At 60.1% G+C, this 15,514-nt stretch carries 14 protein-coding genes and 2 pseudogenes; 11 read left to right on the forward strand and 5 right to left on the reverse strand.

The genetic code is table 11. The annotated features are described in order from the left end of the window. The first annotated feature begins 35 nt into the window (after nucleotides 1–35). Complete coding sequence (locus tag VJX68_RS02775; RefSeq protein WP_324094119.1) at nucleotides 36–1,640, forward strand: DHA2 family efflux MFS transporter permease subunit; 1,605 nt, start codon at nucleotides 36–38, stop codon at nucleotides 1,638–1,640. Here the strand turns inward: VJX68_RS02775 and VJX68_RS02780 are convergent. Continuing rightward, a complete protein-coding gene (locus tag VJX68_RS02780) occupies nucleotides 1,637–2,161 on the reverse strand; it encodes a macro domain-containing protein (RefSeq protein ID WP_324094120.1) in 525 nt (174 codons plus the stop codon). The genes VJX68_RS02775 and VJX68_RS02780 overlap by 4 nt on opposite strands. Before the next feature lie 51 nt (nucleotides 2,162–2,212). On the opposite strand from VJX68_RS02780, the gene VJX68_RS02785 reads away from it, so the two are divergent. The 6 genes from VJX68_RS02785 (at nucleotide 2,213) to VJX68_RS02810 (ending at nucleotide 8,078) form a co-directional block, all read left to right on the forward strand. Next, complete coding sequence (locus VJX68_RS02785; protein ID WP_324094121.1) at nucleotides 2,213–3,757, forward strand: ABC transporter substrate-binding protein; 1,545 nt, start codon at nucleotides 2,213–2,215, stop codon at nucleotides 3,755–3,757. Then, nucleotides 3,754–4,674 (forward strand): ABC transporter permease, encoded by a 921-nt coding sequence (locus VJX68_RS02790; protein ID WP_324094122.1) that lies wholly within the window; start codon nucleotides 3,754–3,756, stop codon nucleotides 4,672–4,674. Before VJX68_RS02785 ends, VJX68_RS02790 begins: the two co-directional genes overlap by 4 nt. Beyond that, a complete protein-coding gene (locus VJX68_RS02795) occupies nucleotides 4,671–5,483 on the forward strand; it encodes an ABC transporter permease (protein WP_324094123.1) in 813 nt (270 codons plus the stop codon). Before VJX68_RS02790 ends, VJX68_RS02795 begins: the two co-directional genes overlap by 4 nt. Nucleotides 5,484–5,563: 80 nt before the next feature. Continuing rightward, nucleotides 5,564–6,583, forward strand: coding sequence for a phosphotransferase family protein (locus VJX68_RS02800; RefSeq protein WP_324094124.1), 1,020 nt, complete (start codon nucleotides 5,564–5,566; stop codon nucleotides 6,581–6,583). Nucleotides 6,584–6,620: 37 nt separating this feature from the next. After that, entirely contained in the window at nucleotides 6,621–7,046 is a 426-nt protein-coding gene (locus VJX68_RS02805; RefSeq protein WP_324094125.1) for a DUF6285 domain-containing protein, read from the forward strand. Nucleotides 7,047–7,058: 12 nt separating this feature from the next. Continuing rightward, the gene (locus VJX68_RS02810) at nucleotides 7,059–8,078 is read left to right on the forward strand and encodes a DUF7064 domain-containing protein (protein WP_324094126.1); all 1,020 of its coding nucleotides are present in this window, start codon (nucleotides 7,059–7,061) and stop codon (nucleotides 8,076–8,078) included. Between the two features lie 8 nt (nucleotides 8,079–8,086). Here the strand turns inward: VJX68_RS02810 and mtnA are convergent, their stop codons facing one another. Both mtnA and VJX68_RS02820 read right to left on the reverse strand, forming a co-directional pair. Next, nucleotides 8,087–9,121, reverse strand: coding sequence for an S-methyl-5-thioribose-1-phosphate isomerase (gene mtnA, locus VJX68_RS02815; protein ID WP_349255879.1), 1,035 nt, complete (start codon nucleotides 9,119–9,121; stop codon nucleotides 8,087–8,089). A gap of 150 nt (nucleotides 9,122–9,271) precedes the next feature. Beyond that, a complete protein-coding gene (locus VJX68_RS02820; RefSeq protein WP_324094128.1) occupies nucleotides 9,272–9,655 on the reverse strand; it encodes a hypothetical protein in 384 nt (127 codons plus the stop codon). Between the two features lie 547 nt (nucleotides 9,656–10,202). Here VJX68_RS02820 and VJX68_RS02825 point away from each other — a divergent pair. Continuing rightward, nucleotides 10,203–10,514, forward strand: a complete 312-nt coding sequence (locus VJX68_RS02825; protein ID WP_324094129.1) for an RNA recognition motif domain-containing protein — start codon at nucleotides 10,203–10,205, stop codon at nucleotides 10,512–10,514. A gap of 189 nt (nucleotides 10,515–10,703) precedes the next feature. Then, nucleotides 10,704–11,655, forward strand: a pseudogene (locus VJX68_RS02830) (aldose epimerase family protein). Here the strand turns inward: VJX68_RS02830 and VJX68_RS02835 are convergent. Then, a pseudogene (locus tag VJX68_RS02835) lies at nucleotides 11,585–12,395 on the reverse strand (enoyl-CoA hydratase/isomerase family protein). The pseudogenes VJX68_RS02830 and VJX68_RS02835 sit on opposite strands and share 71 nt — an antisense overlap. A gap of 635 nt (nucleotides 12,396–13,030) precedes the next feature. Between VJX68_RS02835 and VJX68_RS02840 the strand changes: the two are divergent. Then, complete coding sequence (locus tag VJX68_RS02840) at nucleotides 13,031–13,651, forward strand: DUF4760 domain-containing protein (RefSeq protein ID WP_324094131.1); 621 nt, start codon at nucleotides 13,031–13,033, stop codon at nucleotides 13,649–13,651. 97 nt (nucleotides 13,652–13,748) lie between these two features. Here the strand turns inward: VJX68_RS02840 and VJX68_RS02845 are convergent, their stop codons facing one another. Continuing rightward, nucleotides 13,749–14,639, reverse strand: coding sequence for a hypothetical protein (locus VJX68_RS02845; RefSeq protein WP_324094132.1), 891 nt, complete (start codon nucleotides 14,637–14,639; stop codon nucleotides 13,749–13,751). 404 nt (nucleotides 14,640–15,043) lie between these two features. On the opposite strand from VJX68_RS02845, the gene VJX68_RS02850 reads away from it, so the two are divergent. After that, on the forward strand, nucleotides 15,044–15,205 hold the full coding sequence (locus tag VJX68_RS02850; RefSeq protein ID WP_324094133.1) for a hypothetical protein: 162 nt from the start codon (nucleotides 15,044–15,046) through the stop codon (nucleotides 15,203–15,205). Nucleotides 15,206–15,514 lie beyond the last annotated feature (309 nt).

Genomic DNA, 15,514 nt, shown 5'->3' on the forward strand with positions numbered 1-15,514 from the left:
TAATCTGCAACGAGCACGCCTCACGGACGCATCTCTTGGCAGCCGCAGCCTCAACGCCGATTGGAACCGACCTTCCCGAGTACGGGTCGTCGAGCCACAAGTGGCTGATTGCGCTGGCCGTGATGCTGGGCACGACGCTCGAGGTGCTCGACACGTCGATCGTCAACGTCGCGCTGCCGCATATGCAGGGCAGCTTTTCGGCGAGCGTCGACGAGATCGCGTGGGTGCTCACCAGCTACCTGGTCGCGAACGGGATCATGATTCCGATGACCGGATGGATCTCGTCGCGCTTCGGGCGCAAACGCTACTTTCTGACGTCGGTCGCGGTGTTCGTCGGCGCATCGGGCCTGTGCGGCGCCGCTCGTTCCCTGGATCAGATGGTCGTCTTTCGATTGATACAGGGCGCGGCGGGCGCGGCGATGGTCCCGTCGTCGCAGGCGATCCTGATGGAGACGTTCCCGCCCTACGAACAGCAGCTCGCGATGGCGACGTGGGGGATGGGCTTGATGGTCGCGCCGATCATGGGGCCGACGCTGGGCGGATGGATCACCGACAATTGGAACTGGCGCTGGAACTTTTACATCAACCTGCCGATTGGCGCCGCCGCGTTCCTGATGGTCTGGACGTTCGTGCACGACCCCGCATACTTGCGGGTTCGCCGCGCCAAGGGCGGCAAGACCGACTACACCGGCATCATTTTGCTCGTCGTCGGGCTCGGCCTGGCGCAGCTCGTGCTCGATCGCGGCCAGCGCGCCGACTGGTTCAACTCGCCGTGGGTCGCTTACAGTACGATTTTTGCCGCGCTCTGCATCATCGGACTCACGATCAACGAATTGCGCACACCGGAGCCGATTCTCGATCTCTCAATCCTCGGCATTCCCGTCTTCACGATGTCCGTGATGCTGATGGTCGCGATGAGTTTCGCACTGTTCGGCACCGGACTATTGAATCCTATCTTTCTGCAAGAGCTGATGGGTTACAGTGCGTGGAAGGCGGGCCTGGTGTTGGCGCCGCGAGGACTCGGCACGATGGCTGCGATGCTGATCGTCGGCCAGCTCGCGCGCTACCGCTACGACACGCGTCCATTGATTGGCGTCGGCTTCATCATCATGGCAATCGCGCTGTGGCAGATGGCGGGATGGAATACTCAGGTCAGCACCTGGACGGTGACGTGGCCGAGCCTCGTCATGGGTGTCGGGATGGGCATGATTTTCCCCACGCTGTCCGCCACTACACTTTCGTGCGTCAGCCGCGAGCGCGTCGGCTACGCCGCGAGCCTCTACAACATGATGCGCAATACGGGCGCCGCGATCGGCATCTCATATATGACGACCGTGCTCGTCAATCATGAGCAGACGCATCAGTCGTATCTGGTCGAGCATTTCACCGTTTTCGACGCCTGGAAGATGAGCGAAGCGTCGCGGCTGTCTCCTGGCGCGCGTGGTTTTGACTATATTCCGCAAATACTCACTGGCCAGAAACAGGGACTTGGTATGGTGTACGGGATGATTCAGCGCCAGGCGATGATGCTGTCGTTCAACGACATCTACCGCACACTGGCTATTGTAATGATGATTCTGATTCCGACCTTCTTACTATTGCGCCGGGCCCAACCTGCTAGCGGCATGGCCGCCCACTAGTATTTCATCTGCGCGAGTACTCGCTCGAAGATATCCAGCGACGGGCGATCGAAGAGCACAAAATCGATGCGCTCGAGAGTCGTCGGACCGCAGAAATGCGCGCGAACTTGGTCGAGCATCACCTGCGCGCATCGCTCGATCGGAAAGCCCGCGATGCCGGTGCCGATTGCAGGAAATGCGATCGTTTTCAGCGAGTTCTCGTTCGCGCGCCGCAGCGAGTTGCGCGTCGCCGCGCGTAGATTCGCCTCAGACGTCGGTTCTCCCAGCCGCATGCTCGCTGCGTGAATCACGTGGCGTGCGCGCAGCCGTCCCGCACCACTAATCACCGCCCCGCCGAGCGCAATCGGCCCGATCCGGTCGCATTCCTGCTGAATCGACGGGCCGCCCTTGACGCGAATCGCGCCCGCGACGCCGCCGCCCAGCATCAGGTCGTTGTTCGCGGCATTCACAATCGCATCGACATCCGCGTCCGTAAGGTCGCCCTGGCGGAGCCTAATCTTCGCGCGCCAATTTTTGTTCATCGTCATGTTATTATCGCGCCAACTGTGTGGACGAGGAAGAGAACCGCCGGGTTGCTACTGCTTGCGCAGATTGCTGCGGCGCTCGTCGCGCTCACGGGATGCAATGGTCGTCGCAACGACCGCTCGCCTAGGACGATCCAAGTCGATATCGAAATCTCGCCGACCTCGACCGACCCGCGTTTTGGTACGGACGCGACCTCGTCGCGTATCAACGAACTCGTCTTCGATTCGCTGGTAAGGACCGATCGCAACGGCCAGTTTGTTGGTCACTTGGCCGACCGCATCGAGCGTCCTTCACCAACGGAAATTGTTTTTCATCTCAAGCGCGGCGTGCGCTTTAGCGACGGCCGCGAACTGACGGCGCGCGACGTAGTATTCACCTACGATTCGATTCTCGCGCCCGAATCGATGTCCCCAAAACGAGCCAGCCTCGAAGAGTTGAAGTCAATCGACGCGCCCGACGATTACACCGTGGTCATGACTACCGCGCGTCCGTACGCACCCGCGCTCGAGTTGGCGACCGAGGGAATCGTACCGGCAGCTACTCCGCTGCCCGCGAAACAAAGCGCGGCCGCTCCCTTCGGCAGCGGCCCGTTTCGGATGCTTGATTATGTGCGAGACGAAGCCATTCGGCTGGAGCGTAATCCGTACTATCCGCATCCGTCGGCAGCTGCACAGTCGGTCCTTTTGAAGATCGTGCCCGACCCGACAGTGCGCGCGCTCGAACTGGCAGAGGGCGTTTGCGACTTCTCGGGAAACAATATCGAGTACGACGTCTTGCCCTGGCTTGCCGCGCACCAGACTCTGGAGATCAGCAAAACTCCCGGCACCACCTATAGATACTTGTCTTTCAACTTTCGTGACCCGCGGCTGCGCGACTTACGCGTGCGCCAAGCCATCGCTTATTCGATCGACCGCAATACTATCGTCAATACTATCTTGCGTGGTACCGGGCGGGTAGCTACTGGCATGCTCTCATCCGAGAATTGGGCATACGACAGTAACGTCACTAGCTATTCTTACGATCCACACAAAGCGCAGGAATTACTGGATCAAGCCGGTTATCCGGCCGGAAGCAACGGGATGCGCGGGCTCAGATTCGAATTCAAGACCACGCCCGAAGGCGCTCGCATGGGCGAAGTGTTTCAAGCAATGCTTCATCGAGTAGGTATCGAACTGACTATTCGGACGCTCGACTTCGCCACCTACTATGCAGACATCCAGCAAGGGAGCTTCGATCTGACCTCGATGCAATGGGTCGGTATCAATGATCCCAATAGCTACTACATGGTATTCGATTCAATGAAGACGCCTCCGCACGGAGAGAATAGAGGCTACTATTCCAACCCCGCGATGGATCGCCTGGTCGAAGCGGGAATGACTACTCTGGATCCCGATGCGCGAAAGAAAATCTATGCGCAGGTGCAGCAGCTCGCCGCCGAAGAATTGCCGTACGTCTCATTGTGGTGGATCGACAACGTCGCCGTGATGAATCGCCGCTTCGTTGGCTTTGAAGCATATCCCAACGGCAGCCTCCGCTCACTCGCGACGCTGACACTAATCGACCCCGCCGCCGGCGGAGAGCCATCGCAGTGACGCGGTATCTGGTCCGGCGCATGCTGGCGCTCGTGCCCGTCGCGCTTGGCGTGGCGACGCTGACATTCGCGATTATTCACCTGGTGCCGGGCGATCCGGTGGTTGCGATGCTGGGTGAGACCGCTGCACCCGCCGACATTGTCGGGATGCGCCATCAGCTCGGCCTCGACCGTCCGCTCCTGGAGCAGTACGCAGCATTTCTCGGTGGACTGGCCGTCGGCAATCTCGGCGAATCGATTTCATATCGCAAGCCAGTCTCGCGTCTCATCGCTGAACGCTTTCCAGCCACTCTCGAGCTCGCTGCGGCCGGGATGTTGGTCGCCGTGCTTTTGGCGTTTCCGCTGGGATTGATCGCGGGCTCGAATCCCGGCGGTGCCGGCGATCTTGGCGCGATGGGACTTGCGATTGTCGGCATTTCGATTCCGCACATCTACCTCGGCCCGCTGCTGATGATTCTATTTTCTCTTGATCTCCGCTGGCTGCCGCTCACCGGCCGCGGCGGTCTCGTCCATCTCGTGCTGCCCGCGATCACGCTCGGCACCGCGCTCGCCGCGATCCTTGCGCGGATGTTGCGCCAGAGCCTGATTCGCGTGCGCGAGAGCGACTATATGCGCACTGCGCTCAGCAAAGGGTTGAGCGCGCGGTCCGCCCTTGTTCGCCACGGCCTCAAGAACGCGCTCACATCCGTCGTGACCATCATAGGACTTCAGATGGGCGCGCTGCTGAGCGGTACGCTCATCATAGAGATAATCTTCTCATGGCCCGGTATCGGCCGCTTGCTCATTACCGCGATCGGGGCTCGCGACTATCCCGTGGTAGAGGGGTGCGTACTCACGTTCGCGATGACTTACGTCGTCGTCAACCTGGCGACCGATCTCGTTTACGCAATCATAGACCCGCGAGTGAGAATCTCGTGACCGCACGAGTCGGCAATCCGTCACTGGCTATTGGATTGACTGCTGTGGCCGCGATCGTTCTTGCCGCGATTCTCGGCCCGATACTGTTTCGTGCCGATCCTTTATCGATCGATCTTGTAAACATTCTCGCCGGCCCGAGCCGCGCGCATCCATTTGGTTGCGATGCACTCGGCCGCGACGTGCTCGCCCGTGTCCTGTGGGGCGCGCGCATTTCGCTCTCAATTTCCATCGTCGTCGTTGCGATCTCGCTCGTAGTTGGAAGCCTGATTGGCGCAACCGCCGCGCTGTCGGGCGGTCGAATCGACAACCTCATCATGCGCGGCGTGGATATCGTCCTCGCGTTTCCGGGAATCCTGCTCGCGATCGCGCTGGCTGCCATTCTCGGACCTGGCCTAGTCGATCTCACGATCGCGCTGACCGCCATGGGATGGACCGGCTACGCGCGTATCGTGCGCGGCGAAGTGCTCACCTTGCGCGAGCGCGACTACGTTCTCGCCGCCGAGAGCTTGGGCGCCAGCCGGTCGCGCCTACTGATACGCCATCTGGTGCCGGGCGTCGTTGGACCGCTTGCGGTGCAGGCGACGTTCGGAATCGGTGGTATCATCGGCGCCGAAGCCGCGCTTTCATTCCTCGGCCTGGGTGCGCTCCCGCCCACGCCCAGTTGGGGCAATATGCTTGACGCTGGCCGCGCCTTCCTGCTCGTCGCCCCGCATCTTACTACCGCACCCGGGCTCGCGATCGGGCTTTCGATTCTCGGCTTCAACCTGCTCGGCGACGGAATTGCGCAGAAAGTGGGCCATCGCGCTTGAGCGTCGGGCGCTTCATCGCTCGGTGTGCGAAGCGGCGAAATTTCGTGATACTCATTGAGATTCGGAAGTGAGTGCTCGCGATGGAGAAACTCGAACCCAACGAAATGGTCCAGCGGCTGACCGACTTCATCCGCATGCAAGGAGATTTTGACAGCGTTGCGATCGAGAACTTCCGCAAGATGCCTGGCGGCGCGTCGCGCGAGATCTGGTCGTTCGAATGCGCGATGCAACGTGACGGCGAAACGAGTCGGCGCGCGATGGTGTTGCGGCGTGATCCAGGCGCCCACAATATTTCCACCAATCGTCGTCACGAGTTCCTGGTGATTCGCGCCGCCTTCGAAGAGGGCATCCCGGTTCCCGAAGTGTTTTGGGTTTCCGAAGATCCCGCCGTTCTCGGTTCCGCGTTTTTCCTTATGGAGCGGATCGATGGCGAAACTCTGGCGCGCCGCCTGCTGCGCGACGACACTTACGCCCGGGCGCGCGAAGTGATGCCTGCGCAACTCGCCGAAATTCTCGCGAAGATTCATCGGATCGATCCGGTCGAGCACAAGCTCGATTTCCTGGCGGAGCCAGGCGACAACGCGGCGCTGACCGAGGTCAAACGTTACAAGGAAAACTTTCGGAGGCTCGCCCTCGAACCGCATCCCGCGTTTGAACTGGCGTTCCGATGGCTCCTGGAGCGTGTTCCGAAGACTCCGCGCAAGACGCTCGTACACGGCGACTACAGAATCGGCAACGTGATATTTGGCCCCGAAGGCGTCCGCTCAATTCTCGACTGGGAACTGGCGCATCGCGGCGATCCGATGGAAGACGTCGGCTGGATGTGCGTGCGGGCGTGGCGTTTCGGCAACGATAAGAAACCGGTCGGCGGGCTCGGCACTCGCGAGGACTTTTTCCGCGCCTACGAAAAAGCCAGCGGCGCCGCCGTCGATCCCGAAGCCGCGCGATTCTGGGAGGTCTTTGGAAATCTTCGCTGGGGCATAATCACCATCAGCCAGGCTCGTACCCATATCGACGGATTCGTAAAGAGCGTCGAACTGGCTAGTATCGGAAGGCGGACCGCCGAAACCGAACTCGAACTGTTGAATCTGATCGAATAGCAACATGGTAAAGCGAAGCGCATTGTGAGTAGTCAATATGCAGGACCGGCCAACCTCAATTGAATTGCTCGAAGCGGCCGCCGACTTCGTCGATCGCGAACTCGTGCCGACAATCGAGGGAGCGCGCCAGTTCCAGGCGCGGGTCGTGGCCAACGTGATGCGGATCGTCGCGCGCGAGATAAAAATGGAAGATCCGCTCGTTCGGAGCGAAGTGAAGGCCCTGGCGCGGGTGCTCGGACAGGACGCGCCGCATCTGCACAGCCTCGACGATCTGCACGCCGTCGCTGTCAGCATGGGCGAAGAATTGACCGGGAAGATTCGCGCGGGCGAAGCTGACGGCGGCGACTGGCGACGGGAAGTGCTTGCGGTCGTGCGTCAGAGCGTCGAGGACAAACTGCGTATCGCAAATCCGCGCTACCTGGAGAGCGACATCGCAATTCGCAACGCGGCCAAAACGAAATAGGAGATCTGACTAATGCCTGAAACCAAAGTAGTACTACTTGAACAAGACGACCTGATGCATGCGAACACCGGCGAGTCTAATTTCAACGAAAGTGCATACTACAATTTCTACGACCGCCGCCAGCGCCTCGGCGGTTTTATCAGACTAGGTAATCGTGCGAACGAAGGTTATGCCGAGATGACCGCCTGCCTCTACCTTCCGGACGGAACCGTCGGCTTCATGTTCCAGCGGCCCGAGATTAAAGACAACCACGCTCACGATGCGGGTGGTGCAAAGTTCGAAGTCGTCAAACCGTTTGAACGCCATCGCGTCAGCTATCACGGCAAACTCTGCGTTCTGAAAAATCCGCTCGAGATGGCCGATCCCGCCAGGGCGTTCAAGACTAATCCGTACTCGCGTGCTGCGCTCGAAATCGACTACGTGGCGACGTCCCCCGGATGGGGCGGCGAACTGCGCGAGCAGATCGGGGATCAATGGGTTTCGCCGAAACCATCCGGCGACCCCGAGGCTCAATTTGCCAAGGGGCACCTGGAACAGCTCGGCCACGCAACGGGAAAACTGGTGCTAACGACCGACGGCATCGACCGCGAGTTCAAAATCGACGCTCTCGGCTTGCGCGATCATAGCTGGGGACCGCGCTACTGGCAGGCGCCGAAGTTCTATCGATGGCTCACGATGAACTTCGACGAGGATCTAGGCGCGATGGCGACGATTACGGTGAATCGCGACGGCAGCGAACGCCCGGGCGGATTCCTTGCGCGCAAGGGCAAGCCTTTTCTCAATATCGTGAAGGTCGACGTTGAGACCGAATTCGTCGGCGAGCAGCAACTCCACGATAAGATCAAGGTGACCTGCCAGACCGCTGACGGTGGAGCGCCAATAGTCATTACGGGCAAAGTGCTATCGATGATTCCGCTGCGCAACCGCCGCGCAGGAATAGTCACTCGAATCGCAGAAGGCATGACCGAGTGGAACTGGGACGGGAAGATCGGCTATGGGCTTTCTGAGTATCTCGATCACTTCGACGAGTAGTCAGTCGATCAGCGCCCGCGCTTGAGCGTGCGCAGACTCTCGGTATATGGCGGATATGCGACGCCGCGCTCGGTGATAATTGCGGTCACCAGCTCGGCCGGTGTGATGTCGAACGCCGGGTTGAACGTGCGGACGCCCTTCGGCGCGATCGGCTTGCCGCCGTACTCGGTGAGCTCGCGACCCGAGCGCTCTTCGATCGGTATTGCCGCGCCGTTGGGACAGTCCAGGTCGATCGACGACAGCGGCGCCGCGACGTAAAAGGGCACGCCGTGGCGCCCGGCCATCACCGCCAGCGGGTAAGTGCCGATTTTGTTAGCGACGTCGCCGTTCGCCGCCGTGCGATCTGTTCCCACGACCACGCAATCGATTTTGTTTTGCGAGAGCACCGTCGCCGCCATATTGTCGGCGATCACCGTCACCGGTATCCGATCCTTGTGGAGTTCCCACGCCGTCAGCCGCGAGCCTTGCAGGAATGGCCGCGTCTCGTCGGCGAACACCTGGATCTTCTTGCCCGCGTCGCGCGCGGCGCGCACCACCCCGAGCGCCGTGCCGTATCCCGCGGTCGCGAGCGCGCCGGCATTGCAATGGGTTAACACCGTGGCTGGATCGCCGATGAGTTCGGCGCCGAATTTTCCCATCGCACGATTCGCGGCCACGTCTTCGGTGCAGATCGCGATCGCCTCCGCGCGCATGCGGCGAAACAACTCCGCTGCGTCCAGTGAAACGCTTTCGTCGAGCGTGCGGCCCATCCGATCCACTGCCCACGCAAGGTTTACCGCGGTGGGCCGGGTGGCTTTGAGAGCCTTCGCGACGGTCGCAAAGCGTTTTCGCGCCCTCGCGCCGGCGGTACCTTTGATGCCGAGCGCGACGCCCATCGCAGCGGCGACGCCAATGGCCGGCGCGCCGCGTATCACCATCGTGCGGATAGCCTCGGCGACGCCACGGTAGTCGCGATAGGTTCTGATCACCTCGCGCGCGGGCAGCAGGCGCTGATCGATCATGCGGACGGTATCCGCCCGCCATTCAATGGTCATCACGGCCATGTAGTCTGACTCTTTCGCAAAGGAGTGAGGTTTTAAGCTTATACTAAATTGAGCAATAGAAAACGGCGCAGCGGATGAATTCGCGGCGCCGCTCAACTACGGTCTCATCGCGCGACGCCGCATCCCGGCTGGCGCGCGCCAAGCATTCGGTTAGACTCTTTCGTACACTCCGCGTGCTTTTCGCCTTGCTGCACCGGCATCGATCCATCGCGTGATCGCCGCGAAAATCTCGGACGGCCGCTTCCCCTTGAGTCCGCGCACGTCGCGCACGTCGGCAGCCTTGAACTGCTTGGGAAGTGCCGAAAGCACGGCGCGCCAATTAACCCGTCCACGCGGCCCGCTGCTAATCGCCTTTGCCGCACCGCCCCCGCGACCGATCAACGATCCCAGCCGCGCTTCCTCTTGTTTGAGCTTGCTCAGTATCGATTCTTTTATGCGAATGTCCTTGCGCAGATTGATGAGCAGGGTGCGCGCTTGCCGCTGAACTTGTTGGAAGGCAGATGCGGCTCCTCGAGAGGCTTTCTTCCTGGGCATTCAGCTATCTCCTTTGGGGGAATTGATCAGTACAAATCTACTTTGAATGTACACAATCAAACCTACTTCTACAAGTATCAAAGTCATTTTGTGCATTATCAACATCAGGCGACTGGGTATAGTACCCGGAGTAATGAATGCACCTTTGCGGTAGTCAAATCGCGGACCCTTCAGTTTTTTGCGTTAGCGACTGGTATCTCCGCTGACGAGTTTCTGCAGCCGGTTGCTATGGGACAGCAACATCGTACGTCGCGTAGCGGCAACAGCCAGGTCGCCGAACGAGTGGTCGATGGCCCGACGCCTCCCGCGATATAGCGGTTTTAGAATCAACCAGATGTCATAATGCACGTAATATCATGCATAGGCGTCGGAGTTTCAGGCTCGCTCTGAGCGGGCGCGAACTGCCACTCGACCTGATAATAAAAGGCTATGTTTGCGCTTGGCGCGATGCTATAAGCATTCCGGAATTCGGACTAGATGCGCGCTGTAGGTATAGCTATAGACTTTGGACGCCACGAGCCACTCGGGTGCGCGCAAGGAGAGGGTAATGGGCCGCAGACTGTATGTTGGGAATCTGGCTTGGACTGTGACCGACCAGGATCTGCTCGACGTTTTTTCGGAAGCAGGAAAGGTGGACAGCTCGCAAGTCATCATCGACCGCGCCACCAACCGCTCGCGGGGATTCGGTTTCGTCGAGATGGCGACCGATGAGGCAGCCGAAGGCGCAATCAAGAAATTGAATGGCCGCGACATCAAAGGCCGTCCGATTCGCGTAAACGAAGCGCAGGCGCGCAGCGGCGGAGCCGGCGGCGGCGGTGGCGGTGGTGGCGGCGAACGCCGCGGCGGACGCGACCACTAGTCAGTTCCGAACATTTCTGGCTAGTCGCGCGATTGTAGTTTGCCGGTTCGTCGCGCATCAAAATGTACCTAACCCACTTGCGGGGACGCCCGATTCTCGGGCCGAACTCTCGCGCCCGGACGCTGCTCGTACTAAACCATCATCGTGGAACTCATAACGCTTGAGGCACAGAGCGAGCGCGCCGTGATTGTGCCCGGCGCCGGATGCCAATGCCTCAGCTACCGCGTCGGCACGCTCGACGTCATCGCGGGCCCCGAAAGTCCCGACGCGTGGCGCGCGCATCCGCATCGCGGCGGCATTCCGATCCTGTTTCCGTGGCCGGGGCGCGTCGCCGGCGCACGCTTCGCGTTCAAGGGCCGCGAATACCGGCTGCCGGTGAACGAGCCCGCGCGCGGCCCACTCGATTCACGGCTTCGCATGCGAGCGCGCGTTTCGCGTGACGCGGCGCGGACCCTACTTCGTCACGGCGATGCTCGATTCGTCTGACTATCCGGATCTCAGTGCGATCTGGCCGTGGCCGTTCGCGCTCGAAATAGACTACGAAGTAGGTAATGGACTGAGATTGAAGGCGCGCATCACCAACACCGGCGACTCGGTAATGCCGTTCGGCTTCGGCGCACATCCGTACTTTCACGCGCCGCTCAATCCGAAGGGCACGCGCGACGCAATGATGATTCAGCTCGACGCCAACGCGCGATGGGCGCTCGACGCGCGACTCATTCCGACCGGCGAGACCGAGCCGCTGGCCGGCAAGTACGAGCTTCGCGAGCCGCGCCAGCTTGGTGGTGATACTTACGATGACGTATTCCGCATGACGGCAATCTCAAAGTACGATGTGTCGGCGCCGAGGGCACGACTCATCTATCCGTCAGTGAAGATCGCGGTCGAGGTGCGCGCCGACGCATCGTTCGGCGACTTCGTCGTGTATGCGCCGCCTGATAATCCCGTCGTCGCAATCGAGCCGTACACCTGCGCGCCTGATGCGTTCAATCTTGCGGCGCGCGGCGTCGCGGCCGGGATGCGCGAGCTCGCGCCCGGCGATACGTTCGAGGCCGGCTTCGAGATTCGCCTCAACGTCCCTCGAAGCGCAGATCGCGCCGCTGCGCCAGCGCGGAAGCGCCTTCGCGAAAATCTTCGGTGAGCAGGAGAGAGCTCTGCGCCAGCACCTCGAGTTCCTGGAATGTCATCTTGTCGAGGCCGTGGCCTTTGTCGATGATCCGTTTCGCCAGCCCGACTGCGAGCGGGGCGTTGCGCGCCATCTCGCGCGCGAGCTCTTCGGCGGCGGCCAGATGCGTCCCTTCGGGGACGACGCGATTCACCAGCCCGATCTTTTCAGCGTCCGCCGCCTCGATCATCCGCGCCGTCATGATCAGTTCCTTCGAGCGCGCGTAGCCGACCGTGCGCGTGAGCCGCGTGGTGCCGCCCACGTCGGGCACCAGGCCGATGCGCACTTCCGGCATCCCGAGGCGCGCGCCGACCGATGCGATTCGCGCGTCGCAGGCGAGCGCGAGCTCGAGGCCGAGTCCGCCGACGAAGCCGTGCAGCGCGCCGATGACCGGTTTCTCGACGCTCTCGATCCGGTTCAGCGAGGCCTGCGATTCCGCCACGAAGCGCCGAAAGCGCTGCATGTCGGGCCCGCCGCCTTCGCCGCCGCGAGCGCCGGTATCGTTGGTGAGCGAGGTGAAATCGATGCCGGCCGAGAACGCCTTGGCCCTCGCCGTAAATGATAATCGCGCGAACGTCGTTGCGATCGACCTCGTCGATCGCCTCGAGAATCGCGCGCAGCATCGCCTGGTTAATCGCATTCCGCTTCTCCGGCCGATTGAGCGCGATATACGCGATCTCCCCCTCGACTCGAACCTTGATTGGATTTTCCGCCATGTCTAACTCCTTGATTGCTATTAAAGGTATCTCGCGCGCGCGCGAGGCGCACAACCGGTTTCCATGAGAGGAATAATCGCCTGCGCGGCGGGCGGCAGGGGTGACCCCTGCACGCAGTGTGAAAGTGAAAAACGCAAAGTTGCGCGCGGCGCGCTACTTTGCTCTCAGGGACGGTGGCTCGATGACGTGCGCAAGAGATGTGCTGTTCGGTTTTCATCGATCCGGGTGCGTGTAGCGCATGATCAACTAACCCCTTCCCGAGCGGGAAGGGGAACCAGACGCGCAGAGGGGAGCAGAGGAGTGCGCTGCAATTCAATACCATATGTTGTGGTTTGGGAGGCTCCGCTACCAAGGGTAGTTTTGTTCCGTCAGAAATTGTTTTTGTCGCGAGCGAGTGTCGCCCGATTTCGGGCGAGGCCGGCGAGTGTGGGGCATCCTGACGGTTGACCATATCGCATACGTAGCACGCAAAATCCGGCGGGGTAAGGCTGAAGAGTTCACCCCTCGGGGCCCCCTATGAAACCGGAACTAAGAGGAACTTATAAATCGGGAGGATTCCCCCATGCGGCCGGCCGCTTATCGGTCGTTGCTTTAGTCAGGACACCGCGATAACGACTGTGATAAGTCAATGTCGCGTGGAACTTCCCTGGAAACGAAAACTTCCGAACGGCGAAACTCTATATAAAGAGGCAGAACGGCTCGGTCTTCACTTCGACGCGAAAGACAAAACTCGCGACGCCGATTTGCAGCAGCGTGTGCTGGTCGCCTGGGCGGAGCGGCGAAACGCGATCGTCAACTATACGCAGACCTTCGCTATCGTCGGCACGCTTCTGATCACGTTGGGCGTCGCGTTCTCGACCCAACGCGAACAGAGGAATCGAGAATCGGCCGACCTGATGCTCAAGTTCGAAGACCTGCTGCCCTCGGGAAGAAGCGCGCCCGCCGTGAAGGCACTGGAGATGGACGTCGGACTCCACAAGGCAAAAGACGTTGACGACGAGGCGATCGACGAATTTCTTGGAAACTACGAATTGCTGGATGCTGCCTACCGTCATGGTCTGATCAGCGCGGACATGGCTCATGATGCATTCGAGGCTGACCTTGAGACAGCGCTAAAGGACGGGAAGGTAAGACGTTTCATAACCGACGCGAGGACCGAAGACGGGTCTGACATGTACGATGGTGTGCTGGATCCACCTGGAAAATCCCGTTCACTCCGCTTTCCTCTGCGAGTCAGGCAGGGGCAGGCGCTATAGGATCGCCACTTTCTTCCAGTCCCTGATCACAACGCGATTGGCGTCGTCTCGCCGCCGGGCACGATCGGCGAGATGCCCAAGCGCCGCGTCTCCGTGACTAAGGTGCTGGTGTGCTTGTCGTCAGCCAGGTTAACTGTTTGATCGATCGATCAACGGTTCCAATTCGAGCTCTCACTGCCGACGCTTTCGCTAGTTTGGTTCCTCGTGGGCGTTGGTAGTCGCGGCACTCTTTGCGAATTGAACGCAGCGTCCCAGCCGCTAGCCGAAGGGCTACCTGAAATCGGTAAGCGACGCAGATCTCGCTAAGTTGGAGAACGGTGGTGCATGTTTCCCGGAGGAGCCTCGGATTGTCTTGAAGGCATGCGGCATAGCCCCCGACGATCTCCAGTACTTTGAACGATTCAACGAGAATATGTTTATCTTCCTTTGAAATCGAAACTTCGGGCGGCCCGATCAGATGCCAGGTGAATGCCCGAAGAACTCTGATAAGAGCCACAGACCTCAGCATCTCGCCGGCGCTTACGAGTGCCACGTCGGTCAAAGTTTTTAGGATCATGCGACGAAAGAGCAAGCCGCTGATGAACTCCTCAAGATTGAACTCTTGGAGTATTTTGAACTTATAACGAACCTCGGTGGCGGAGCTGGCAGCCCGCATTTCTGCCTTCCACTTTATGAGGTCATATTGGAACAGAGCTTCGAATTGACGTCGACGGTTCGACGCGACGATTTTTTTTGGAACCGCAAGCTCACTAGCGACGAACTGCTCCCATTGCAATTTCGCGGCGCGGACCTCGTCGAGCGTTAACTTGCGCGCTAGGCCGACCCTTCCCTTCTCAAGCCCCGCCGTCGCTTCGTGATGATGATCCAGACATACGACCGCGAGATTTTCCTTGGTAGTTTGCGAGCGATCCCCGTCAATGTGGTGAAGCTGCACCGGCTTCCGTGAATCATGACAGATGCAGCAAGTTCGGCGGTTGGCCAAAATCACCTGTATCTCCGTTCGCCGGTCCGACTTCCGAAGCTTATGCCTGTCTCTTTGTTTCCTCGAATCCATGAGACCGTTAAGGAAACCTAGCGCGTCAAGCAGGCTCCTCGCCACCGAGCACAAGTGACGTGACAGCTCTCCTGCGACTATCGCGTCGTTGATGCCGCGCTGGGCAACAGCTTCCTCTATCGCGCCGCGCGGATTCTCGAAGAAGCCGTCTTCGAATTGTCAGGTTTGGGTTTATTGGGGTCTCACCATCCGAGTTGTTATTCAGCGGAGTCGATCTATTTCGTCATTCAGAGCGGAGCGAAGAATCCCTAATGCTGTGCTCGCGTCCGCACTGTCGTCGAGATTCTTCGCTGCGCTCTAGAATGACACAAAGAGTGAGCGCGCCAGGATCGCGAACGATGCCCGCGATTTTCAGAACCGGTACCGGCGGCGCTTGCGCGCCGCTGTCCGAGATCCTTCCTGCTGCTCGCGTTGCTCGCTACGTCAGGATGACACAAGAAAGTGCTCGCTTCGGCACCAAGGTCTGGGCGGACCTGTTTCAGGCAGAACCGGAATCTTGAATAGCGCGCGAAAAATGCGCGCTGCATACGGCCCCCAACCTTCGATCCTCTCCCTTGCAGGAGAGCTTTGCATACCCTCGGCATACGGTCAGAGCACGCAGAATCTTGAATCGCGCGCGAGAAGATCCGCATCACCCGCTCCTTCGGAGCGGCCTCTCCCGCAACAAAGCGGGCGAGGCGAATGATCGGTGGCGGAACGCGACATCCTAACTCCCCGCTGGACAAGGACCCTCACCTTCGATCCTCTCCCTGGCAGGGAGAGGGGAAGAAGTGCGAGCTGGCGCTCTGCACAAGCGGTCCTAGTAGGGA

Origin of the sequence: Binatus sp. (SeqCode) (genome assembly GCF_035272065.1) — a bacterium.
Taxonomy (GTDB): domain Bacteria; phylum Desulfobacterota; class Binatia; order Binatales; family Binataceae; genus Binatus.